The sequence below is a fragment of the Streptomyces sp. NPDC046335 genome (genome assembly GCF_055587985.1).
In genome coordinates this window covers 122,253-144,563 of record NZ_JBVJFF010000014.1, presented here as the reverse complement: position 1 = coordinate 144,563, position 22,311 = coordinate 122,253, and the positions used below count along the sequence as shown (strand labels likewise).

At 69.3% G+C, this 22,311-nt stretch carries 18 protein-coding genes; 3 read left to right on the top strand and 15 right to left on the bottom strand.

The window, feature by feature from the left end; genetic code table 11:
• Nucleotides 1-12 precede the first annotated feature (12 nt).
• From ACZ6JY_RS31675 to ACZ6JY_RS31635, 9 genes are all read right to left on the bottom strand, one after another.
• A complete protein-coding gene (locus ACZ6JY_RS31675; protein ID WP_469201365.1) occupies nucleotides 13-1,230 on the bottom strand; it encodes a tryptophan dimethylallyltransferase family protein in 1,218 nt (405 codons plus the stop codon).
• Nucleotides 1,231-1,578: 348 nt separating this feature from the next.
• A complete protein-coding gene (locus ACZ6JY_RS31670) occupies nucleotides 1,579-2,925 on the bottom strand; it encodes a cytochrome P450 (protein ID WP_469201363.1) in 1,347 nt (448 codons plus the stop codon).
• Nucleotides 2,922-3,527: a GTP-binding protein gene (locus ACZ6JY_RS31665; protein WP_469201361.1), complete on the bottom strand. Its 606-nt coding sequence runs from the start codon at nucleotides 3,525-3,527 to the stop codon at nucleotides 2,922-2,924. The genes ACZ6JY_RS31670 and ACZ6JY_RS31665 overlap by 4 nt, the downstream gene beginning before the upstream one ends.
• Nucleotides 3,502-3,891 (bottom strand): DUF742 domain-containing protein, encoded by a 390-nt coding sequence (locus ACZ6JY_RS31660; RefSeq protein ID WP_469201360.1) that lies wholly within the window; start codon nucleotides 3,889-3,891, stop codon nucleotides 3,502-3,504. The genes ACZ6JY_RS31665 and ACZ6JY_RS31660 overlap by 26 nt, the downstream gene beginning before the upstream one ends.
• Nucleotides 3,888-4,286: a roadblock/LC7 domain-containing protein gene (locus ACZ6JY_RS31655; protein WP_469201358.1), complete on the bottom strand. Its 399-nt coding sequence runs from the start codon at nucleotides 4,284-4,286 to the stop codon at nucleotides 3,888-3,890. The genes ACZ6JY_RS31660 and ACZ6JY_RS31655 overlap by 4 nt, the downstream gene beginning before the upstream one ends.
• Nucleotides 4,283-5,482 (bottom strand): ATP-binding protein, encoded by a 1,200-nt coding sequence (locus tag ACZ6JY_RS31650; protein WP_469201356.1) that lies wholly within the window; start codon nucleotides 5,480-5,482, stop codon nucleotides 4,283-4,285. Before ACZ6JY_RS31650 ends, ACZ6JY_RS31655 begins: the two co-directional genes overlap by 4 nt.
• Nucleotides 5,483-6,114: 632 nt before the next feature.
• Nucleotides 6,115-6,747 carry a DUF2461 family protein gene (locus ACZ6JY_RS31645; RefSeq protein ID WP_469201354.1) on the bottom strand — a complete coding sequence of 211 codons (633 nt, stop codon included), beginning with the start codon at nucleotides 6,745-6,747 and terminating at the stop codon, nucleotides 6,115-6,117.
• 241 nt (nucleotides 6,748-6,988) lie between these two features.
• A complete protein-coding gene (locus ACZ6JY_RS31640; RefSeq protein WP_469201352.1) occupies nucleotides 6,989-7,627 on the bottom strand; it encodes a hypothetical protein in 639 nt (212 codons plus the stop codon).
• 72 nt (nucleotides 7,628-7,699) lie between these two features.
• On the bottom strand, nucleotides 7,700-8,566 hold the full coding sequence (locus ACZ6JY_RS31635; protein WP_469201350.1) for a helix-turn-helix transcriptional regulator: 867 nt from the start codon (nucleotides 8,564-8,566) through the stop codon (nucleotides 7,700-7,702).
• Between the two features lie 197 nt (nucleotides 8,567-8,763).
• Between ACZ6JY_RS31635 and ACZ6JY_RS31630 the strand changes: the two genes are divergently transcribed.
• The gene (locus tag ACZ6JY_RS31630; RefSeq protein WP_469201348.1) at nucleotides 8,764-9,687 is read left to right on the top strand and encodes an SDR family NAD(P)-dependent oxidoreductase; all 924 of its coding nucleotides are present in this window, start codon (nucleotides 8,764-8,766) and stop codon (nucleotides 9,685-9,687) included.
• A 48-nt stretch (nucleotides 9,688-9,735) separates the two neighbouring features.
• On the opposite strand, the gene ACZ6JY_RS31625 is transcribed toward ACZ6JY_RS31630, so the two are convergent.
• The 3 genes from ACZ6JY_RS31625 to ACZ6JY_RS31615 form a co-directional block, all read right to left on the bottom strand.
• Nucleotides 9,736-11,106, bottom strand: a complete 1,371-nt coding sequence (locus ACZ6JY_RS31625; protein ID WP_469201346.1) for an amidohydrolase family protein — start codon at nucleotides 11,104-11,106, stop codon at nucleotides 9,736-9,738.
• Between the two features lie 25 nt (nucleotides 11,107-11,131).
• On the bottom strand, nucleotides 11,132-12,205 hold the full coding sequence (locus ACZ6JY_RS31620) for a DMT family transporter (RefSeq protein WP_469201344.1): 1,074 nt from the start codon (nucleotides 12,203-12,205) through the stop codon (nucleotides 11,132-11,134).
• Between the two features lie 172 nt (nucleotides 12,206-12,377).
• On the bottom strand, nucleotides 12,378-13,256 hold the full coding sequence (locus ACZ6JY_RS31615; protein WP_469201342.1) for an NAD-dependent epimerase/dehydratase family protein: 879 nt from the start codon (nucleotides 13,254-13,256) through the stop codon (nucleotides 12,378-12,380).
• 145 nt (nucleotides 13,257-13,401) lie between these two features.
• Between ACZ6JY_RS31615 and ACZ6JY_RS31610 the strand changes: the two genes are divergently transcribed.
• Nucleotides 13,402-14,301: a LysR family transcriptional regulator gene (locus ACZ6JY_RS31610; protein ID WP_469201340.1), complete on the top strand. Its 900-nt coding sequence runs from the start codon at nucleotides 13,402-13,404 to the stop codon at nucleotides 14,299-14,301.
• A 198-nt stretch (nucleotides 14,302-14,499) separates the two neighbouring features.
• Here the strand turns inward: ACZ6JY_RS31610 and ACZ6JY_RS31605 are convergent, their stop codons facing one another.
• Nucleotides 14,500-14,886, bottom strand: coding sequence for a VOC family protein (locus tag ACZ6JY_RS31605; protein ID WP_469201338.1), 387 nt, complete (start codon nucleotides 14,884-14,886; stop codon nucleotides 14,500-14,502).
• 218 nt (nucleotides 14,887-15,104) lie between these two features.
• Here ACZ6JY_RS31605 and ACZ6JY_RS31600 point away from each other — a divergent pair, with 218 nt between their 5' ends.
• On the top strand, nucleotides 15,105-15,872 hold the full coding sequence (locus ACZ6JY_RS31600) for a class I SAM-dependent methyltransferase (RefSeq protein WP_469201335.1): 768 nt from the start codon (nucleotides 15,105-15,107) through the stop codon (nucleotides 15,870-15,872).
• Nucleotides 15,873-15,879: 7 nt separating this feature from the next.
• Here the strand turns inward: ACZ6JY_RS31600 and ACZ6JY_RS31595 are convergent, their stop codons facing one another.
• Both ACZ6JY_RS31595 and ACZ6JY_RS31590 read right to left on the bottom strand, forming a co-directional pair.
• Nucleotides 15,880-19,536: a hypothetical protein gene (locus tag ACZ6JY_RS31595; protein WP_469201334.1), complete on the bottom strand. Its 3,657-nt coding sequence runs from the start codon at nucleotides 19,534-19,536 to the stop codon at nucleotides 15,880-15,882.
• Nucleotides 19,533-22,262 carry a hypothetical protein gene (locus ACZ6JY_RS31590; protein WP_469201332.1) on the bottom strand — a complete coding sequence of 910 codons (2,730 nt, stop codon included), beginning with the start codon at nucleotides 22,260-22,262 and terminating at the stop codon, nucleotides 19,533-19,535. The genes ACZ6JY_RS31595 and ACZ6JY_RS31590 overlap by 4 nt, the downstream gene beginning before the upstream one ends.
• Between the last annotated feature and the right edge of the window lie 49 nt (nucleotides 22,263-22,311).

Here is a 22,311-nt window from a genome sequence, read left to right as displayed (position 1 = left end):
TGTGTGGGCTGGCTATGCGGTGTGCGGGCCGGCATGACCGGCGGCCTCGCGCCCGGAGTTCAGGGCGCTCTGGGCTCGTTGTGCGGGCAGAAGACCGACGTGCGCGTACTGCTCCTGTGGCGGCCTGGTCAGGTAGGCCTCGGAGGACAGATAAGCGGTGATGCGGGGCTGCCGGTTCTGCTCATACACGAGAGCGAGGTAGGCGATCAGCCCCACACCGTCGGTGAGCTGTCGCTGCGTGAGAGCGCGCAGGCTCCGGCTCAGGACCGTGGCGTCCATACCGAACCGGGTCAGCAGGGCGGTTGCCCGGGCGAGGGCCTCCTCGTCGTCGCGCGCGTAGTCACGGACGGGGATGTGGAGCGTGAAGCCGCTCGGGTCGCTGTCACCCTCGGTGAAGGAGTGGCAGGTGAGCGCAGAGCGCCGCAGAAGCCGCGGCGTACCGTCCCCGTCCTGCCCGGACGGCGGAAGGGATCCGGCAGCCGCGTGGAAGAAGTAGCGGATGTCTGCCGCCGTGGCCCCGGAAGTACGGCTGAGCGCGCAGGCGTCGTCGGCCGACATACGCGGGTGCTTCACATAGACCTTGACGCGAGGTGACTTCCAGGCGCCCAGGTCCAGTGCGAGGAACGGATAGCCCGCCCCGGAGGGAAGGTGCGCGAAAGCCTTGTCGTAGCCGAGTCGGCGCAGGGCCTCCTGCACGGTGCGTGCGGCGTGCTCGGGTCCGGCGGCGGACGGGTTCAGATAGACCTTGACGCCGGGAACCCCTCCCGCGCGCAGGTCGAGCGCGTACCACAGCGAAAGTGGTCCTTCGGCTGCGGCGGGGAGGAACAGGTCCTCCATGGCATCGAGTTGTTCGGTGGAGAAGTTCCACCGGGCGGCCATCGCGCGGATGGCCTCAAGCCCGGCGCGGCCGCTGTCGCCCATGTCCTCGTGGGCCCAACCGGGCTCCACGAGAACCCGCAGTGCCGGGGCACCGTCCGACGTACAGGCGAGGGAGAACTCGACGGGGGTGTGGTCGTCGGAGAGGAAGCTGGGCGACGCCGGGGGCAGGGACAACGGCCGCCGGGCGGAGCCTGCGAGGGAGTCGAGCAGGACCTGCCCGTACAGCGCGGTGTCCGCCTCGCTCAGACCCACCGTGGCGCCGAGGCGCAGCAGTTGTCCGAGCACGTGATCGCCGAGCGTCGTCGTACCGGGTTCAGCTGCCGGTATGCCGGCCTGCGGCAGGGAGGTCATCGCGTACCTCGCACGTCGTGGCGCAAGAGGCGTTCGCACGGTACGGAGGTACGGGGACGTGCTCCGCCGACGAGGGAGGAGGCGAGGGCCGATCCGCCGTGAGCGGCGGGTATTCGGCCCTGCGCCTTGTCGGGATCGCCGCACCCGCACGGGTTTTTTCTGCTGACTGTGGTGCGCCGCTGGCCCGGCCGGTTGCCTGTTGAACGGGGCGCGGAGGTTGCGAGGTGCACTGCCTCTCCTTCATCTCGTGTCACTCCAGACACTCCGCGCTGTCCTACCCCTGTAAGTGATCTTTCATGCAGGCTACAACAACTGCCTGTGTCGCCTGCGTCACAGGGGGTGCGGCGGTCACTCGCCCGTCAGCCACCTCACGAAGCTGCTCCAGCGACCTGGCTTGCCGGTGGCCTGGGGTGCCGCGGGCGTGGGTGCGACGGGAGGGTGCGCCTGGTTGTGATGGCGCGCGGCCGTCGGCTCGGGCTCGGCCGCGGGGCGCGGGGTGACCGCGCCGAAGCGGACGGGCAGGCTGGCCAGGGCCCGGTTGAAGGGGCCGGGCCGCCAGGCGAGGCTGTCCGCGGGGACCGCGAGTTCAACGTCCGGCAGTGCGTTGAACAGGGCCTCCAGGCCGGTCAGGGCGATGAGCCTGGCCGGTTCCTTGGACGGGCAGGCGTGCGGTCCTGCGCTCCATGCGAGGTGACCGCGCGTGTCGGCCCCCTGGTCCGCGAGCGCCGTGTTGGCGGCACCGAAGGACACCAGGAGCAGCTCACCGGCGCGGACCTTGTCGCCGGCCACGTCTGTGTCGGCGACCGGGTAGTGCGGCGCGTAGTTGGACATGGGCGCGTTGCGCCACAGGGTGTCATCGAGGGCCTTGTCGAACTGCCCGTTGCGCGCGTACTCCTCAACGGTCAGCATCGTGTAGAAGGCGTTGCCGATGAGGTTGCCTTCCGGCTCGCCGCCCGCGCCGAGGAGCAGCACCAGCGTGTGCGCCAGTTCCTCGTCGGTCAGCTGTGCCGGGTGCTGCATCAGATAGGACGTGATGTCCTCCCCGGGCTGGGCGCGCTTGAGTGCCACCAGCTCGCTGACCGCCTGGAGCAGGACCTGGCTGGCCTGCTCGGCATTGACGCCGTCGAACATGCCGGAGATGCCGAACAGGACCCGGTCGCCGATCTCCGCCGGGCAGCCGAAGAGTTCGTTGAAGACGTACAGGGGGAGCTGTTGCGCGTAGTCCCTGAGAAGGTCGGCACTGCCGCGGGCGCTGAACTGGTTGATGAGGAACTGGGCGGCCTGGTTGACGATGCGGCTCAGCCGGCTGTTGCTGACGCGGGCCAAGCTCTCGGTGATGGCCTGCCGCAGCCGCACGTGCTCGGCGCCGTCGGTGAACATGCAGTTCGGCCGGTAGGCCAGCAACGGCACGACCGGGCTGTCGGGGCGGATGAGGCCCTCGTTCAGCGCACGCCAGCGGCGTGAGTCCTTGCGGAAGGTGGTCGGGTCCTGCAACAGCTCAAGGGCCGCGCTGTAGTCGGTCACCAGGGTCGCCTCCACGCCGGGCGCGATGGTGACCGGTGCGGTGGGGCCGAGTTGGCGCATGTAGCGGTAGTACGCGTGCGGGTTGGCGGCGAACTCCGGGGTGTCGAGGGGTATGCGCTGCCCGCTGCCGTGTGCGGGGCAGCCGGGCGGAGGTACGGGAGGGGTTGTCATGCGTGCTCCAGGGCGGCGCGCTTCTGCAGATAGCGGACCATGGTGATCAGGGCGTTGACGGACGACGCTTTGTCGCGCGCGTCGATGGTGACGACCGGGGTGTCGGGCAGCAGGTCGAGCGCCTCCCGGACTTCTTCCGGGGTGTGTACCGCGCCGCCGTCGAACTGGTTGATGGCCACGGCGAAGTCGAGGCCGTAGCTCTCGACCAGATCCATGACCTCGAAACTGTCGGCCAGTCGCTCGGGGTCCACCAGGATCAGGGCGCCCAGCGCTCCGCGGGCCATGTCGTCCCACAGGTTGACGAACCGCTGCTGGCCCGGCGACCCGAACAGGTACAGCACGATGCGCTCGCTGAGGGTCAGACGACCGAAGTCCAGGGCGACGGTGGTCGTGGTCTTCCCCTGAACCCCCTTGAGGTCGTCGACGTGCTCCGAGAGGCTCGTCATCTGCTCCTCGGTGGACAGCGGTGCGATCTCGGAGAGCGAGCCGATCAGAGTGGTCTTGCCGACGGCGAAGTGCCCGACGACGAGGATTTTCACCGCGGTCTGCTGTGCACCACTGCGCACATAGGCGTCCTCAGACAGAGAGAGCCTTGAGGCCATCGAGCACCTCCTGAAGCAAGGTCTTATTGGCGAGACGAGCCGAGGGAACTGGCGCACGGGTGACCAGGTAGCCCCCTTCGGCGAGGGAACTGAGCAGCACCTTGACGACACCCAGAGGCAGCTGAGCGTGTGCGGCGATCTCGGCGACCGAGAGGTAGCCGGTGGAGCACATCTCCAGGATCTGCTGCTCCTCCGGCGAGAGCCGCTGGGGGCGCTGCTGCTCATCGGTGGCCGTCGTGACGAGGGTGATGAGGGCGAACGCGCCCTCGTCGGGCAGGTCACGCCCACGGGTGATGACGTAGGGACGGACTAATTCTCCGGCCTCGGACACGACTTCGAGCTCGGTACGGTCAGCATCCGTCATGAGGTGACCGTGTCGATGCGGCGGCCGGTCGACATGGCCTTGCCCAGTCGGCTGACCAGCTGCTGCATTCGATACGTGATGTCTCCCATGTCGACCTCGGCGGACGCTGCCACGGCGAGGTAGGAGCCACCTCCTGCGGCATTCAGGAACACCCAGCCACCGTCGAACTCGATGAGCGTCTGGCGCCAGGCCGTGCCGTCGTCACCACAGAAGAATCCGACGGACCGGCTGAGCGACTGGAGTCCGCTCACGGCTGCGGCCACCTTGTCGGCGTCGTCCCGGCCGATCTCCGCTGTGCGGGACATCTGCAGGCCGTCGGCAGAGATCAGGACCGCGTGGAGAGCGTGGGGAATCGCCAGCGCGTCCTCAAGCATCCAGGACAGATCGTCGCTCACGGGGCATCGAATCCTTCGTGTGAATCGGCAGGAGTGTCGCGTTCGACGGCCGGTACCCCCGCACTTCGGCCGCTGAGAGTGCCGCGCTGAAATGCGCCCATGGCGGCCACCCGTGCCTCCGCTGACCGGGCCGGTGGCGCAGTCGCTTCGTCGGGCTGGTTGTCCGGCACGAGTGCCATGGCGCGGCGCTTGTTCTGTCGCCGGGGCAGCCCGCCCTCCGTCGTCTCGGGAGCCGAACCGCTGCTCCCTGAGCCGAAGTGGGCTCCTTGCGCCGCGGTGGGCTTCGCTGGTTCCGGCATGTCCGTCAGCAGCTCCTTCGGCACCATCACCACCGCTCGGACGCCGCCGTAGGGAGAAGTGCTGTCGATGGTGACGGTGAAACCGAACCGCGCGCACAGCGCACCGATCACCGCGAAACCGAACGCGGGAGGGTTGCCGAGTTCGGAGACGCTCACCGCAGACTCACTGGACAGAAGAGCTGTGGCGGCCGTCTTCTCCTCCTCGCTCATCCCGACACCCGCATCGTCGATCACGATGCAAATGCCCTTGGGTACCGTCCGCACCTCGACGTCCACCATGGAGGACGGTGCTGAATAACTGGTGGCGTTGTCGAGAAGTTCTGCCACCGTCAGTGCGACCGGCTCGACGGCGCGGCTGGTCACCGCGATGTCCACCCGCGAGGCGATGTCGATGCGCTGGTAGTGCCGGATACGGCCCTGGGCTCCGCGGATCACGTCATAGATCGATGCCGCATCCCGCTGCCGGCCAAGCCACCCGCCGCACAGCACAGCAATGGACTGCGCACGCCGGTTGAACTGCGAGTTCATGTGGTCGATGTCCAACAGGTCCCGCAACACGGCCGAATCGCCGTACTTCTTCTGCAGCCCGGAGATGGCCCGCTGCTGCTCCGCCGCGAGGCCCTGAAGGGTCTGCATCGCAGACTTCAGTACGGTATTGGTGGCGTTCTCCGCCTCTTCCTTGGCCTGTCGGACCACCTCGTCGTAGCCCCTGCGGAGCTCTTCGATGGTGGACTGGAGGTCAGCGCGGCTGCCGTGAAGTTCGGTCAGTTCGCTGTCGACGCCCTGCTTCTGGCGGCGCAACGATTTGATCGTTTTTCGCTGGCGAACGACAACTGTGGTGGCGACAGGGACGCCGGCAGCAAGCGCCCAGACTGTCGGATCCTGCAAAATTGTCATGTGACTCTCTTTGAGCGGCTGGAGTCCAGCTCTCGGAATCTGTCCATGCGGACTCTTGGCGTGGGCAGTCTTCACCACCCGGGGAGCCCTCTGGCTGTAGTCATGCCGAGGAGAAAGCCCACATGGCATGTGCCCGAGATCGTAGCACCTGACGATCATGAAGCCCTGTCAAGTACGCCACGCCGTTGCAACGTTGGCGAGAAACCCATGCTGGGGTCGGTGGAGAAGTTGTGGGAGCGACGTGGAGACGTACGACAACTGGCCACGCACTGAGCCGCCCAGTAGTGTGCTGCCTGGCTTTCGCTGGCGCAGCGACGCTCTCACCTTGTAACTGGCTGACTGCAACGGAACGCAGACCAACAAAGCGAAGCTCAGGCGATAGGCGCTGCTGAGCGCAAGATGGCTGATTTGATTACGGCTGCGGGCCGGTGAGGCTCGTTTGAGGCGTGCAGCGGCGCAGACGGGAGCGGGTGGGGTGCGAGGGCCTCTCGCGGACGCTTCAGGTCGACGTTTGGAAACCCGCCTTGACGCGTTCGCGCGGAGCACCGCTGCTGATTGCCTGCGCACAGCGACGGATTGCCTCGACCGCGGATCGCGCTTCCCCCCGTGTCGCGCGAGGCCCTCGTGATGTGTCAGGCGGCGCGCTTCACGTGGCGGACCAGCCACGTCAGCAGGGCGTCCAGGTCAGCGGCGGCCGAGAGGACTCGGTCGACCGCCTCGGGGGTGTGCAGCCACTCCTCGCAACCCAGGGGACGGGCGGCGATCAGCGAACGGTGGCGCAGCAGGTTCGTACGGGAGTGGTCTGTCGGATAGCCGCGCGGGGGGCGTTTCATCACGTCCCCGGAGATGTCGTAGCCCTTCTTCCGTACGTCCTCGACGATGGCGGACAGTTCGCGGCCGCTCCCTTCGGAGGCCACGGCCCTGCGGAACGTGTCCACCTGGCCGGGATCGGGGTACCACCAGGCGCCCTGGATCCGCAGGCCGTCCAGGGAGTAGCGGAGACCGATCTCGATCTTGCGGCCGAGCCGGATCACCGCGACCTGGTGCTGCCACCACCAGGAGTCAGTGCGGTAGTGCCAGACGGAGAAGTCCTCGTACCGGGGGTCGGTGTCCGCGACCTCGTTGAGCAGGGCGATCATCGGCTGCCGGACCAGGCGTTCGCGGTCCGCGCGGTAGCGCTCGCGGGTCGCGTGGGTCGGTTCACCCTGGAGCTGCCACAACACGTCCATGGCCTGTTCCGGCCAGCCGGTGAACTGTCCACGCATGCGCGCAGGATAGCTCACCATGATCCGTGCGCGGAGAGTGAGACGGGCGGGGACGCGTAGCCCCGGACAGGGTGGGAGATGTCGCGGCGGGACTCGCCGGCCGGCTCCATGTGCCATGGGCGCTGGGCGAGTTCGCCCTCGGTTCGAGCACTACGGAGCGACAACGACCTCCGCGAGATCGAGAAGCGTGCGGCGCACCTCGACCTCGGCGGGGTCGAAGTAGGTGATCCCGCGGTCGATGTCATGAGCCCGCCCAGGACGAGGACCCGGCTTCTGGTGTCGCGCAGGGTTCCGGCGCTGGGCTGACGCTCGCGCGCAGAGTGCGCCCGCTACGACGTGAGTAAAGACGTCGGTTCTTCGCGATGTTCCGTATCTTCTTGCCGCTGCCTGACTCGGCGAGCAGGGCGAGCACCGCCGACGACGTCGACGTCTCGGCGAGGACGCGCTGCATCCAGCCCGTGACCTCCGCCAACTCGGCCGGTGTCGGCACGTGTCCGTCCCTGATGGACAGGTAGAACAGCCAGTCGTGGATGCGGCGGCGGATGAACTCGCGGTACCCCTCCGCCTTGAGCCGATCGATCTCCGGCAGGAGATCGGCCGACCATTGCCGGAACTCGGCGGGACCGGTCACTTGCATCGCGATCCTGTCGACGAGGGCGACCACCGCCGTCTTGGACGCGATCTCGTTGGGGTCACGCAGGATCGTGGCCACGATCGCGCGGTCCCGGTCGCGGTCGCGGCTTCGTGAGGAAGCGGTCACCGAGACAACGCGTTGGTACGCGGACGATCGGACGTGCTCGTCCGCGACGGCATCGTCGACGTCCACATCGACGATGCCGGCCCCGGCCAGCAACTCGGCCACATCGGAATGCAATGTCATCGCTTGATCCCTTGCTGAAGGGGTGGTTCTTGGCGGCCTCGCGCTGCTGGTGATGGAGCGCGGGGGCCGGTGTCAGGGGCGTGCGGTGGTGGTACGGCCGCCTGTGACGCGCAAGAGGTCGAGCTTTCCCTCGTCGCTGCTGCCGGACGCCGTTGTGTAGGTGACCATGCGCAGATCCCCGCCCGGAACGATCAGGACGTCGCAGTCGAGCAGGATGTCGCCGATCTCCGGATGCCGGATCGTCTTGCGGTCGGTGGTGTGCTGAGCGGCGGCTGTCCGCGTGGCCCAGTGATGGGCAAAGGCGTCGGATCCTGCCCGCAGTTCCTGTACGAGACGATCGAGCTGGGCGTCCGCGGGATACCGGGAGCCGGCGTCCTTGAGGTCGGCGACGATCGATGCCTCGAAGGCGTCCTGTCCGCGCTCGGACCGCATGGGAAGCAGCGAGGCACGAGCGGCGCCGTTGCCGAAGAGGGCACGCGCGAGGTTGCGCTCGGCGGCCGGGAGCGCCGAAGGGTCTCCGTGCAGCGCGCTCCACATGGTGTTCCACCACACCAGGGACCAGTCAGCGGTGAACACCCCGATCGGGACGGCGCCCAGGCGCGCGGCCAGCCGCTGGATGCTCGGGGGCACATGGGTGCTGACCGTGCCGTCCTGCGGCGGCAGGAGCCCGGCGCTTCGGTACAGCTGGTCGCGCTCGGTCCGGGAGAGCTGAAGGGCCCGCGAGAGGGCGCCGACGACCTGGGCCGACGGATTCTTCGCGCGTGACTGCTCCAGGCGCAGGACGTAGTCGACCGAGAGCCCGGCCAACTGCGCGAGTTCCTCGCGGCGCAGTCCAGGGGCGCGACGGCCGGCCGTCGCGGTGAGGCCGGCGTCGGCCGGAGAGAGGCGGTCGCGCCAGGCGCGCAGGAGTGCACCGAAGGTGGAACGTGAGGCAGCCATGGATTCCATTCTCGCCGCTCTCCACTCAAGGAGCACTCAAGGAGCACTCAAGGTGCACTCAGGGTGCACTCAGGGAGCCTGGGTACTGCCGGTCCTAGTGACGGGGACGGCACTGGTTGGCGGTGGCGCAAGCGGCGAATGTGGTGGTGCGCCCAGCCGGGCGCACACCGGTTGACCAGTAAAAAGAGGGACCTCGCATGCAGCACACCATCGTGATGACGGGCGCGAGCCGCGGCATCGGCCGCATCGCCGCGAAGCACATCCTGCGCCAGTCGCCCGACGTGCACCTCCTTGTCGTCACACGCGGGCCCTCCGGCGCACGCCTGACCGAAGAGCTGAGCGCGGGCGGGCACACGGTCTCGTATGTCTCGGCGGACCTCGGCTCGCTGGACAGCGTCCGATCGGCCGCCGCCGAGATCCGCGAGCGGCTGGAACGTGGTGATCTGCCGCCGCTGCGCGGCTTCGTGGGCAATGCGGGCATGCAGTACACGAACGCGCTGACCGTGGGGCCCGACGGGTTCGAGTCGACCTTCGCGATCAACGTGCTCGCAAACCACCTGTTCGTCCGCATGCTCCAGGACCGGTTCGTTGCTCCCGCCCGAATCGTGATCACCGCCAGCGACACCCATTTCGGCGACTTCAAGCACAACATGGGCATGGTGCCTGGTCCGGCATGGAAGTCCCCGGACGTCCTCGCCCGTCCGGGCGCCTTCCCCAAGCCGGACACCGCGGCCGGCGGGCGTACCGCGTACTCCACGAGCAAGCTGGCCGCGATCTACCTGGTTCACGAGTACGCGCGCCGACTGCCGGCCGGGATCGACGCCGTCGCCTATAACCCGGGGTTCGTCCCCGGCACCGGCCTCGCCCGCAACGCTGGGCCCGTCTCCCGGTTCGCGATGCGCCGCATCCTGCCGGTCATGACCCTCACCCCGTTCGCGACCAGCCGCAGTGCCGCCGGAAGCTACCTCGCCGATGTCGTCCTCGGCACGACGAAGGCGCCGACCGGGTCCTACGTGGACCGCACCCGTGCCGCCCGGTCGTCGAACGAGTCCTACGACCCTCAGCGCGAGGGCGAGCTCTGGGACACCGCCGAACGGTTCACCGCGGCATACGCTGCCTGAAGTGTGGATGCGCATGCGCGTTCACGTTCGCGCGTATGGCCGGTCGGCTCAGGCGGGGAGTGGCAGGCCGGCGGCGTGGAAGAGCCGGTCACGGGAGGCCGCGGCCTCGTCGAAGACAACGTCCCCGGCCTTCAGCGCACCGTTCTCCTTGAGGACGTCCCCGGCCACCACGACCAGGTCGACGTTGCCGGCGTGGCCGCCCGCGACGATCGTGGCGGCGACGTCCGTGGCGGGCAGCGTGTTGGCGTGGTCGAGGCGGATCATGATGAGGTCGGCCTCCTTGCCGGGGGTCAGGCTGCCGGTGCGGTTGTCGATCCCTGCGGCCCGTGCGCCCTCGATGGTCGCGAAGGACAACAGGTCGGCGGCGTCGAAGGTCGGCAGGCCGGGGATCCGGTCCATGGGTCCGGCCGCGCCCGCGAGAATCAGCTGCTGGTAGGCGAGCGTTGCCCGCATGACGCCGAACATGTCGCCGCTCACGATCGTCTCGGTGTCCACGCTGAGGCTCGGGCGGACACCGGCGGCCAGCAGCCGGTTGGTGGCCGGCTGACCGAGGCCCGGCATGAAGACCTCCAGGGCGCCGGCCACGGACGCGGTGGCCCCGTGCGCCGCCAGCATCCTCAGCTCCTCGTCGGTCGACGTGCAGCAGTGGATGAACGTCATGTCGGAGGCCAGCAGCCCCGTCTCGGCGAGCTGCCGGATGGCCTGCTGCTCCGCGCCCCACTCACCGAGGCCCACATGCATGCTGATCCGCAGACCCAGCTCCCGGGCGAGCCGGATGTCCTGCTCGGACACGTCGGGGGTGGACAGCTCCGGTCCGCGGAGCATCGCGTTCAGCGTGACCCGCGCCGAGTCGTCGTACAGCACCTCGTTGCGGATGCGCCGGATGTCGACGGGATGGGTGCGGTCGCTGCCGAACTGCCACTGTTCGGCCTCCGTCGACGGCCAGCCGTGGTCGAAGACGGCTCGGATGCCCGACTCCCGGTGCGCCGCGATCGCCGCGTCCGAATGCTCGGGGCTGTTGCTGATGTGGGACTCGTCCCGCACGGTCGTCACCCCGGAGTCGAGGGACAACAGGTCCGCGGCCAGGTTGCCGACGTGGACGTCCCGGGGGTCGAAGTACTGGCCGAGGCCGACCTGTACCTTGCTGCGGTACTCCTCGTAGGTCCAGGCGGGGCCCAGGTTGCGCAGCGCCCCCTGCCAGTTGTGGCGGTGGGTGTCGATGAAGCCGGGCAGCACGGCGCTCCCCGTGCCGTCGACAATCCGGGCCCGGTCATCGTGCAGGTTCCGGCCGACTTCGAGGATCCTGCCGTCGGCGACGAGGATGTCACCCACGAAGTTGCCGAGCTTGCCGTCCTGCGTCATCAGGTACGCGCCCTTGATCAGGAGGCGTTCTTTGTTCTGCGGCTGGTTGTGGGACATCTGTTGTTCCTTTCGTGAGGGTGGGTCAGGTCCGCTTGCGGTCCAGGAGCGGCGGATGTGAATCACTGCCCGGTCGTGCCCGTGGGCGCCGGGAGGCGATCCAGACGGCGGCGAAGGTGAGCAACGCGCCGAGGACGGTGAGGACGGAGGGGGACTGACCTCCGGAGGGGGCCAGGAAGTCCAGGGTGATCGAACTGGCGAGCTGTCCCGCGATCGAGGCCATGCTCAGCAGCAGGACACCGATCCGGCGTACGAGGAATGCCGAGGCGCCGATGAACACCATGCCGCACACTCCGCCGAGGTAGACCCACCAACTGGTGGGCAGGGGGTGCCCCGACGTTCCCTGGACGAGTGTCTTCACGCCCCAGGCGGCGGTGAGAAACACCGCTCCGACGCAGAAGTTGAGCCAGGTAGCGGCGAGTGGCGAGCCCGACGCGGCGGTCGACGCCCCGTTCAGGGCCTGCTGCATGCCGAGCAGGAAACCGGCGGCGATCGCGGCGAGGGCGGGCAGGACGATCGCGGCGGGCGCGGGGGTGTCCGCGAAGCGGGGCAGCGCGGACACGACGGCGGCCACCAGGATGACGGCCGCTCCCGTGAGCCGGGCGGTGCCGGGGTGTTGCCTCAAGCCGCCGCCGATGCCCCGGGCGTCCACGATCAGACCGCTGAGGGTCTGCCCGGCGATGGCCGACACGGTGAACACGGCGATGCCGGTGATCAGCGCGGCGGTGGACTGGGCCAGCGCGAACGTGCCGCCCAGTACCCCGGCCAGCAGGTACCGGCGGGGGAGCCGGCCCTCCCGGGCGGCCCCGGCCAGTCGGCGCAGCGCGCCACGCAGCCCGGGGGAGAAGACCGCGAGGAGGGACAGCAGGACGAATCCGCCCGAGAAGCTGATCGCCGCTGCGGCGATGCCGTCATCGAGGCGATGACTCAGTTCGCCGTTGAGCCGGGCTTGTACGGGGACCACCGTTCCGGCGGCGATCGCCGCCGCGACGGCCAGGGGACCGCCGCGGGGCCCGGCCGGGCGGGAGTGCCCCGGCGACCGCGGACCGGGCCCGGCAGGACGGCGGTCCGACCCGGGTGGTGCGGTGGGAATGGTCATGTCGTAGCCCTTCAGGAAGGCAGGTAGAAGCCTTTGAGGAAGGCAGGAGCTGGAAGACAGGAGGGGGCACGGCCGGGGGCAGGACAGGGCCCCGCTGTCCCGGCCGCTGGTGGCCGGCGGTCGGGTCGGGCCCGCCTGCGGCGAAGCCCGGGGTGGCGCCGACCTCGCTCGTTCAGAAGTCCGTATGTGCGATGTCGTCGAGGATCGATGGTCCCTGCGGCGACCAGCCGAGCATGCGCCGGGCAGTGTCGCCCGAGGCCTGCTGGTCGAGCAGGAGGGCCTCGCCGAGCAGGCCGAGCCGGTCGAGTGTCCGCACGATGGGCTCGGGCTCGACCCGTCCGGCCAGACCGACGGCACGGCTCACCGCTTCGGTGATCTCCCGTACGGTCGGGTTTATGCCGCCGGCGCCGAGGAAGTACGACCCGGCCGGGGCCTTCTCCAGCGCGAGCACGTACAGCTCGGCCAGGTCGTCCACGTGCACGGTGCTCCAGTGCTGGTCACCGGGCCCGACCATGGTGAGGGCCGGGGCGTGCCCCGCGGTTCGCGGACCGGCGGCGACGAGGTTCAGCAGGCCGCCGCCGTGCCCGTACACCACCGCCGGTGCGATGACCGAGGTCCGGACGCCCTGCGCGTCACGTACGAGCTCGGCGAGCGGCACCCGCCAGGCGGCCAGTCGCGGGGCGTTCATCGCGGTCGACTCGGTGATCACCGAACCGCTGCCGTGCAGCCAGAGGCCGGTGGTGTGCACGAAGGGCCGGTCCGTGCCTCTCAGCGCGCGCAGAAAGCCGGTGACGGCCACCTCGTCGACGGTCGCACTGGTCTCGTCACCCGGTGACGCCACATGGATCACGCCGTCGCTCGCGGCCGCGAGCTCCTGGAGGGAGTCACCGTCGGACAGGTCGGCGATCACCGGTTCCGCGCCCTTGGCCCGCACCAGTTCGGCCTTCTCGGCGGAGCGGACCACGGCGGTCACCTGGTGGCCACCGGAGATGAGCCGGTCGAGCACCGAGGCTCCGATGTAGCCGGTGCCGCCGGTGAGCAGTACTCGCATGGTCATTCTCATTTCACTGACGTCTTCGTGGACGGGGTGATGGCCCGCACGACAACGGTCGCTCCGACTGGCTATCGTGTCCAACGAATGTTTCCGAACATCCAATCGGAAACGTCGATGAATGAGGCATGGGGGTGAGGGATCGGTGGATCAGAGAAAACTGGAGTACTTCATCACGGTCGCCGAGGAACTGAACTTCACGCGGGCGGCCCAGCAGCTGCACGTCACGCAGTCCACGCTCTCGGCCGGCATCAAGGCCCTGGAGCAGGACCTGAGGGCCGAACTACTCGTCCGCTCCACACGGTCGGTCGGACTGACGGAGGCCGGTTCGGCGTTCCTGCCCGAGGCGCGTGCCGCGATCGAGGCACTCGACCGGGCAAGGGCCGCGGTGGAGCCGCTCTCCACGGGGCTGCGCGGCAGCCTCACTGTGGGTGTTCTCAGCGGGTTGACCGTCATCGACGTGCCCGCGCTGGCGGGCGACTTCCACCGGCGCCATCCGGAGGTCCGGTTGCGTACGGAGACCTCCCAGCGGGGAACCTCCGGGCTGATCGAGAAAATGAAGGAAGGCCACGTCGACGTGGCCTTCGTGGGAGCCGACATCACGGACGCGCACCTCAGGGTGACGGTGGTCAAGAAGTACCACGTCCAGTTGCTGGTTTCCGCCGGTCACCCCCTGGCTCTGCGCAAGAGCGTGCGGCTGAGGGACATTGCCGGGGAACCCTTCGTCGACATGCCCATGGGGTTCGGCCAACGCCAGGTCGTGGACGACGCGTTCACGAGGGCGGAGCTGTCCCGGCGTGTCCTGATCGAGGTGTCTGACATCACCACGATCGCGGAGTACGTGGCACACGGTCTGGGCGTGGCGCTGTTGCCACCGGACTTCGCGGAGGCGGCGGGCGACGCGGTGCGTCCCGTACCCCTCGCAGACGCGCATCTGTCCTGGACGCTCAGCGTGGTTGCCCCGGCGACGCGGGCGCCGACGCGGGCACTGCACGCCTTCCTCGACCTCATCCCGCACCACATCCGGCGCGACCGCGTGTTCTGAACGGACGTACGCGACGACGTACGACCCACCCCCCCCGGCAAACGCCGGATTCGCGAGGACAGGGCAGGTGATGCCCCGACCCGAACATGTCTCCCACTCCGGCGGGACGGCCTCAAAATGACGGTGAAGATCAACGGTGAAGATCAACGCAGCCAGTTGGGTGTGGCTCTCCTTGAGCGAGGGCCACACCCAACTGACCTACACCTGCTCCTTGTATACGGCTTCGATGTTGTTGCCGTCCGGGTCGTCAACGAACGCGCAATAGGCGTGGTACTCAGGCCAAAGCCGGGGTTCGTACCGGGACGTGCCACCAGCGGTCAGGGCGGCCTCGTAGAAGGCGTCAACCGAGGCTCGGTCGCGTGCGGTGAACGCGATGTGTGCGCCCCGGGTCACCGTGGCGTCGCCCGCGGGGTACAGACCGAAGGAAGGAGTGTCCAGCTCCTCCTCCCAGAACTCCGCTCCGCCGTCAGCCGCTTCCCCGACGACACCGAGAGGCTTGAGCGCGGCAGTGTAGAAGCGGGTGCTCGCCTCGAGGTCCGAGGCGATGAAGGTGACGTGGTGGATGAAGGGCCATCGTTGTGTCATGACCGCGGAGTCTACGAGTGCCGACGCCAAAGCCGGGCACCGGGCTTGATGCAGCAGCGCGTACGCCGACCTGGCGGCGGCAAGGGCTCATACGCTGCATCCTGTCCGCACCACCTGGGGAAGAGGCCGGATTTCGCGCTGGGAGCATTAGTTGCGCAGTGAGGTCATCTCGCCGTGCACCGTTGGCAACTCGCCTCCCGCCCGGAAAGATCGCAGGCATGGCATCTCACGCGAACGCGAACAAAGCCCGCGCTTTGTCTTTTGACGCCGTTGCTGCTCAATATGGCGCCGCCCGCCCGGGTTACCCGTCGGCCCTCTTCGACGCCGTGGAGGAGCTCGCCGGCCGAGGGCTGACCGGGGCTGAGGTGCTGGACTGCGGGGCTGGAACCGGTATCGCCACCAGGCTGCTGCGCGAGCGGGGGGCCCGCGTCGTCGCCCTGGAGCCGGGCGGCGGAATGGCTGCGGAGTTGCGCAGAACCGAGCCGGAGGTCCCGCTGGTACGGGGTGAGGGGAACCACCTGCCCTTCGCCACCAGCCGTTTCGACGTGGTCACCTACGCCCAGGCCTGGCACTGGACCGATCCTGCTCATTCCGTCCCAGAGGCATTGCGTGTATTGCGCCCCAACGGTGTGCTGGCCTTGTGGTGGAATCATCCCGACACGCGCGTCGCTTGGGTCAAGGCGGAGGAAGAGCGGCTCGCAACCACCTTCACCCACAACTTCCCGACGACTCCGGCTGAACTGCGCGCCCCGCTCTCAGTCCAGGTTGCTGCCCGCGAGATCTCGTGGTCGCGCCGAATCACCGTCGAGGAACACACCCGCAATCTCGGCACGCAGTCACATTTCGTGGTCATGGACCCCGTCGAGCGGGCCCTACTTCTCGGTCAGAACCACGCCGCGCTGGTGCGGCTCTTTCCTGACGGTGAGCTCGATGAGCCGTACCGGTGCGGCCTGACCGTCGTTCGACGAGCCCCTACGCAGGCCTGATCAGAAATCAGAGTCCGGGAAGGAGAACGGTATCGGTGAACACGGTTCGTTCCTTGATCTCGTCGGGAGTGCCCGACTTCAGGGGGGTTCCCTCCTGCGGCGTGCTGTTGGGGATGAACTCGACTTCACGGATGCGTACGCGGAGTGCTCCGGTGTCCGGCGGCGGGTAGAAATCGGATGTCCATTCCCGGACGCGGGACAGGCCGATCTTCTTCGGAGTGGGACTCCGCAGCTCCACACGGCGCCACGACGGCACACCCGTGGTTTGGGAGCCGAACCCGACGAGGTCGACCTGGTCCGGCGGCACGCCACTCGGAGCGTTGCAGCGTTCCAGAAGCATATCGACCCGGTTGACGGCGGAGGCCGGTGACACCGACCCCGTGAGTTTCACCTGGAACCGGTTGGCGAGGCGTGTGACACGGACGGTCCGGTCAGGCAGCAGAGGCAGGATGTCCGTCCTGACCACCGGCGACAGGGAGAGACCGTCCAGACTGTTCGGCTGGTAGCGGGCGACGGAGAGCTGCACCAGCACGTGGTGGAAGGGCGTGCCTCCGCTTCCCGTCAGGGCCACGTCGCACGACCAGTGACCTTCGTCCTCGTGATACTCCGGTTGGTGCGGTTTGACGATGACATCGGCGTCTGCCTCCGGCAGCCGCACACGCCTGTCCTGTCCCGTGGCGCTGGACACCTGAGGTGGGAACGGTGCACCGATGGGGATCCCTTTGGAAGGGTAGAGGGGGTCCGCTCCCGCCACCGAGACGTAGGCGGAGAGGTCGTCGTCCAGATTCGCGCCTTCCGGGCGCATCACCACCGCGAGCAGCTCGCCGGGACCTGAGCTGTGCCACGGCGATTGCAGCGCCAGTCGGATACGACCGGCCGAGCGCTCCCGGGTAAGGCTGTGGGACACGGCGTCGAGGTCCCCGGTCTCCTTCCAGAGGAACGCGGGCCGGGTGGAGAGAATCACCGGCGGGTTCGGACGGGCCGAGCTCGGGACGATCACGGGTGACAGCTCCTTGGCCACGGCGAACTCGTCGATCAGCTCGGGATTTCGGAAGTACTCGCGGAACCGGCTGATGGCCTTGAGCGTGTAGGTCACGGTGCGGTGCCGGGTGTCGCCGAACTCGTGGCGGAAGAGCACCGCCGGCTTGGCCGGCCCGTACGGATCGATCGTGAGCGTCTCGACGGGGACTTCGGTCACCTCCACCGGCCGGTTGTCCGCTTGGTCCTCCCAGCGCGCGGTGACGTGCACCTCCGCGGTGCTCTCCGGGTCGAAGACGTCTGTCTGCGGCTTGAGTTCGGCGAAAGTGGCGTCATGGGCGCGGGCGACGGTCAGCGTCGTGTCGGGAGTGCGCAGCGGATGCTGTACGGCGTGGACGAGCGTGACGGGCCGCGCGGGGGTGACCATGGGGTGACGGCCCAGACCGAACGCCTCCGTGGCGTTCGCCGGTGGATCGGCCACGTGCAGGGCGAAGTGGTCGGTGATGCCCTCCCGGGGGAACGACGACAGGTCCACGGTGAGCTGCTGCGCCGGCGCGAGGCGGGCGACCAGCCGGTCCGCCTCCCAGGCGAGGACGGGGCGGCCGGACTTCGGGGTGGTCAGGTGGAGCGTCCCGGGGGACAGGTCGGCCCAGGCGCCCGTGGCCGTCGCCCAGGCCCGCTGCAGCATGACAGGGGGCTTCGTGTCGGTGCGCGTCACGACGATGCCGCCCGCGGCCGGATCGGGCAGCCGGAGCTGCTCGGCCTCCTTGAACGCCGCCTCCCACGCCTCTTCTGGCTCTGCCCCGGATCTCGCCTCGCTCCCCGCCTCGACGAACGCCCGCCGGACCCATTGCCAGGTCATGTACGCGACCACGGCAGGGTCGCCTTCGATGTCGAACATCCCGTGCTGCTCGGCCAGGTCGGGCGTACCGTCCGGAGGCCGGAGCACCCGCTTGTCGTGCAGCGGGTAGCCGTGGCTTCCGGCGTACGCCGTGACGTCGAGGCCTGCCATCGGGTCGCTGCGCACCACCACCAGCTCGGCAGACTCGCCGGGCGAGACGTTGGCGGGGTCCGTCGCCGGAGGGTACGCGACGACGGGCGCCGGCAGTGGTTCGTGGCGAGCGTAGAACACCGGCTGCGTACTGTGCTGTTCGGCCACCTCGTCGTCGAGTTCGACGCCCCCGCCCGCCAGGTCGGCCACGCGCGCCCGCAGGGTGTAGCGACGTCCGAAGCGCAGGGGAGGCAGCGAGCCGGGCGGGACCTCGAAGGACATGTCGAGGTTCAGCCCGGGGTCGGCCGGAGGCACCGGCGGCGGTGAACCGTCGACGGGTGGCCGCTCCACCGCCAGGCTCCAGCCCCGCCAGGCGGCCACGAGTTCGTCCGCGTGCAGTCCGGTCCAGTCCTTGGTGGCGGCATTGGTCTTGAGATGGCCCTCCTCCAGCATCTCCGGCTGCCCGATCACGAGGGAACTCTCCACCGCCGGGTCGTCATCGAGGCGCTCGTCGCTCTCACGGCGCTCGTCGCTCTCCCGGCCCGTGTGGCTCTCACGGCGGCGCGCATGGCTCTCGTAGGTGGCGGTGCGCCGGTGGAGCGAGAACCATTCGGTGCCGCCGAGTGTGGGCCGGACATCGATGCGGTAGCCGAGGACCAGGTCGTCCGCGGTGAGGACGTCCGGCAGCCCTCCGCGCAGTCCGGCCGCTCTGACCAGCCGTTCCCGCATCTCCCCGCCGCGGCCACGCAGGACGAGCTGAAGGCCGTCGGAGCGCAGGGGCGGCAGCGCCGGGGTGTCGGCCGGATGGGCGTCATGGGCGCGGGCCGCCTCGCGCATCCGCTGGACGGCGACGTCCACGTCGACGGTCGCGACCTGCCACAGGGGTTTCCCCTCGGCGTCGGTCCGGTCAAGGGCGACCATGCCGCCCTTCACCCGGTCCGTCGAGCCGGGACGGAACTCCGGGCCGAACTTCGTCCGCGGGGACACGATCGCGGGCAGGGACGCCGACTTGCCGGGCCATACCACGCGTACCGTCCCCCCGGTGTAGTCCGTGACGTCCTGCGGTTCGAGCCGCAGCTCGAAGACGAGACCCAGGGCCTGGAGGACGGCCGGATGCTCCCGCAGCAGCGACAGGACCTTGTTGAAGCCCGGCCGGTCGGCGGAGGTCTCCACGGGCTCCGCCGGGAGCGGCGCAGGTTCGGGACGCAGCCAGTGCTCGTCGCGCAGGACGAGCCGTACACGGCCGGCGAAGTCCTCCGACCCTGCCCCCAGCTCCGCGTCCACCTTGGCCTTCGCCACCTTCTCGAACGCCTGGGCCACCGCGTCCGCGTCCTCCGAGGTGGCCCGTACGGCCAGACTGGCGGCGTCCACTGCCGTCCGCCGCTCGGTGGCGTCCTCGACGGTCAGTCCGGCGACCAGCCGTTCCCAGACGCCCGTCTGGACCGGGATGTCGGGGGTGAGATCGCGCTTCTTGTCGGGGACGGCGGACGGACCCGCGCCTGGCCGGAACAGCTCGGCCCGTACAGTGCCCGTCCTGAGGGCCTCCGGCGGCCACACGGCCATGCCGTGCCCCGCGAGCGTGCCGCCGTCGAGCCTGGGCACGACAAGGACTCGCAGCAGCGGCTCCTCCTCCTGCGCCGAGGGGTCGCCGTGTGCGAAGCCACCGGGTACGGATATCCACAGCATGTCGCTCATCGCGCGAACGCCCTTCGGTACTGCTCCCAGGCGGCGAACGCCGCCGCGGAGCGATTCCTCGCCGATTCCGGTGTCGGAAGTGCCCGCTCGGCGTCCCCGCCCACGAGCTCGAAGGTCCCGCTGTCGATCGTGACGGACCCCGAGTACAGGGTCAGGTCGAGCTCGATGACGAGCGTCGCCCTGCCGAGCAGCCGCGGCGGGTCGTCCCTGAAGAGCAGGGAGACGCGCAGCTCGATCGAGACGGTCACCAGTCCGAGGAGCCGTACGCTGCCGCCGATCCGTACGAACGCCTCCAGTTCCAGGGAGCCGTCGCTCCGGCGCAGGAAGCGCACCCCGCCCAGGGCGTGGACCTCGGCGCGCGCGACCACGAAGTCGAGGGCCAGCATGGCGCCGAACTCCATGCAGATCTCCACCTTCGGATCACCTGCCCCCGCGATCTCCACGGTGGCGTACCCGCCGCCGGTGAACCCGGTGACGGAGAGGGCGAAGGGGTGCTCCCGGCTCGCGAACCCGAGCACCACCGTCACCGGCTTCTCCTCGTACGGAACCGTCACCGCGAGGCGCGCGGCCACGTGTTGCAGCACGAACGCGCCGGCCGCCGCCTTCGGCAGCGTGACCTCGTAGCCGACGGTGATGCCGTTGGTCGAGACCCGGCTGGTGAGGCCGCCGCCAAGAAGCGGCTCCAGCATCTTCTGCAGTTTCTGGAGCAGCTTCAGCGGACCGTGGAACTCGATCTTCGGCGTGCTGAGGGCGAGATCCGCCGGCTGACCCGGGCGCTGGTTGAACGTCGCCGATTCGAAGGAGAGCGTCAGCAGCTTCTCGGCGGGCGGCGGCGGCAGCACGAGCGCGAAGTTCTTCAGTGCGCAGGTCGGCGGAGGCGGCTCGGCCGCCTCTCCCGTCGTCTCGGCGGGCAGGGACCGTGAGCTGACGAACAGATCGAGCTGCGGAGACTGCCCAGCGGTCCGGGGCTGGAAGACGTTGTGCGCCTTCAGCCGCAGCGCCTTCCACCGCATCTCCGTGGTGATCTCCGTACCGACGCGCCGCTGCACGATCTGCGGGGGACTCGGCCTGGGACTGCCGGTGGTGTCGATGAGGGAGGACAGCGGGAAGCCGAACAGCGTCGCCCCGGCGAAGGCACCGGGGCCCGACGACGCCGACGGGGCGACCTCAGGGAGGGCGCTCGACGCCACCGGGCCCAGCTCGCGGGAGATTCCGTCGGCGGTGAACTTCGGCGCCACCAGCGCGCCCGACCGGTCGGGGTGCGCCGTGAAGCTGACCGGGACGTCGGGCGGGGCGAAGACCAGGGGAACGGGCGGTACGGCAGCCCGCGCGGAGCCCGCGCGCAGCCCCGCGGCGTACTTCATCGGCCGCGGCTGTTCGTGGTCACCGCCAGGAAGAAGGGTGCGCAGCGCGGCGAGTACGACGCCGAACCCCGCCAGGTCCGGACGGTACTCCGGCCCGTTCGTCGTACCGGTGAAGGTCAGCGAATGGACCTCCTGGACGTCTCCGGGCATGCCGCCCGCCCCGATCAGGTCGATGGCGGCACCGGGGATCTGCACCTCGGCGTGAGGCTCCCACTCGTCGAGGACGCTCTGCGCCGGGCCCAGCTCCGAGTCGGCGACGAAGACGAGCGGAATGTCGAACCGCACCGTGGTGTCCCCGGCACGGCAGCGGACGGGGAACCGGACGGGCGAAGAGGCGCCTCCCGGCAGGAAGTTGTCCGCTAGATTCGGGGTCGGTGTTCCGGAGAGATCGAATTCGTCCCCCAGAATCTCCACTTCGTCGAACGGGAACGTCCGGGCCCGGGTCCCCGTCAGGAGCGGTCGTGAGATCACCAGGACCCTCCGCTTGCGCAGGGCGGCGACAGAGCCGACGGCCGTCGATCCGTACACGGGGAGGAACTCGCGCCGAGTGAAGTCCTGGTACACGCAAGGGAACCCGAACGGCCAGAGTTTCCCCTGCGCGGTGGCCTCCGCGATGTTGTCGCGGCCGAGGGCCATGTCGTGCGTCCAGGATGACGTGGGCCACTTCGTGCCGAGCGACAGGGCACCGCCCAGGGAGGTCAGTTCCAGCCGGGTGACGCCCGGCTGGAAGGGCGGCGTGCTCGACGCCACGAACGAGGCCCGCCAGCCGTGCAGGGGCGGCGACTGGAACAGAGCCCCTTCCGGGAGACCGGTGCCCTCCCGGAAGCCAGTGGGCCGGTACGCGAGGAGCGCGTCTGCGGGGCCGCCGTCGCTCGCCCGCAACCGTGCGGCCCACAGGCCGACGGCCCCGGTCCGCGTCGAGGTCGCGGGATGCGACAGATGGTCCGAGCGTATGAGCGCGCCGACGTTCTTGACCAGGGGAAAGCCGTCGATCCCCCACGGCAGTTCGAGCAGCGAGGACGGGCCGTCCACCCGCGCCTGCCCCTGGCGGGTCAGCGCGTCGAGGACGCCCTGGGCGCTCAGTTCGATCACGGCCCCCGGGGCGACCCGGAAGACGAGCCGACTGGGCCGGGACAACCGTGAGTCGCTGTGCACGAAGCCGGCCGTCTGGAAGGCGGCGGGCGTCGTCTGCTCCAGGATCGCCTGAGGGGGGAAGGTGAGGATCACGGTGGGGTCGGCGCCGGTGGCCACCAGCCGGGGTGCGGGGGAGTCCGTGCCCGTGCGCAGCTCGAACCCGATCCACTCCACCGCCAGGATGACGAGGTCCCGCCCGCGTACGATGAGATAGGTCTGCGCCCCCATCACGCCTCACCCGCTTCCTTCCGGCACCCCGCTGACGTCCCGGCTTCCC

Bases quoted from the DNA above. Each gene is read 5' to 3' on its own strand.
- ACZ6JY_RS31630 (WP_469201348.1), top strand. From the start codon at position 8,764: ATGCAGCACACCATCGTGATGACGGGCGCGAGCCGCGGCATCGGCCGC.
- ACZ6JY_RS31620 (WP_469201344.1), bottom strand. From the start codon at position 12,205: ATGACCATTCCCACCGCACCACCCGGGTCGGACCGCCGTCCTGCCGGG.
- ACZ6JY_RS31590 (WP_469201332.1), bottom strand. From the start codon at position 22,262: ATGGGGGCGCAGACCTATCTCATCGTACGCGGGCGGGACCTCGTCATC.
- ACZ6JY_RS31640 (WP_469201352.1), bottom strand. From the start codon at position 7,627: ATGACATTGCATTCCGATGTGGCCGAGTTGCTGGCCGGGGCCGGCATC.
- ACZ6JY_RS31595 (WP_469201334.1), bottom strand. From the start codon at position 19,536: ATGAGCGACATGCTGTGGATATCCGTACCCGGTGGCTTCGCACACGGC.
- ACZ6JY_RS31600 (WP_469201335.1), top strand. From the start codon at position 15,105: ATGGCATCTCACGCGAACGCGAACAAAGCCCGCGCTTTGTCTTTTGAC.
- ACZ6JY_RS31650 (WP_469201356.1), bottom strand. From the start codon at position 5,482: ATGACAATTTTGCAGGATCCGACAGTCTGGGCGCTTGCTGCCGGCGTC.
- ACZ6JY_RS31615 (WP_469201342.1), bottom strand. From the start codon at position 13,256: ATGCGAGTACTGCTCACCGGCGGCACCGGCTACATCGGAGCCTCGGTG.
- ACZ6JY_RS31675 (WP_469201365.1), bottom strand. From the start codon at position 1,230: ATGACCTCCCTGCCGCAGGCCGGCATACCGGCAGCTGAACCCGGTACG.
- ACZ6JY_RS31670 (WP_469201363.1), bottom strand. From the start codon at position 2,925: ATGACAACCCCTCCCGTACCTCCGCCCGGCTGCCCCGCACACGGCAGC.
- ACZ6JY_RS31635 (WP_469201350.1), bottom strand. From the start codon at position 8,566: ATGGCTGCCTCACGTTCCACCTTCGGTGCACTCCTGCGCGCCTGGCGC.
- ACZ6JY_RS31625 (WP_469201346.1), bottom strand. From the start codon at position 11,106: ATGTCCCACAACCAGCCGCAGAACAAAGAACGCCTCCTGATCAAGGGC.
- ACZ6JY_RS31605 (WP_469201338.1), bottom strand. From the start codon at position 14,886: ATGACACAACGATGGCCCTTCATCCACCACGTCACCTTCATCGCCTCG.
- ACZ6JY_RS31665 (WP_469201361.1), bottom strand. From the start codon at position 3,527: ATGGCCTCAAGGCTCTCTCTGTCTGAGGACGCCTATGTGCGCAGTGGT.
- ACZ6JY_RS31645 (WP_469201354.1), bottom strand. From the start codon at position 6,747: ATGCGTGGACAGTTCACCGGCTGGCCGGAACAGGCCATGGACGTGTTG.
- ACZ6JY_RS31660 (WP_469201360.1), bottom strand. From the start codon at position 3,891: ATGACGGATGCTGACCGTACCGAGCTCGAAGTCGTGTCCGAGGCCGGA.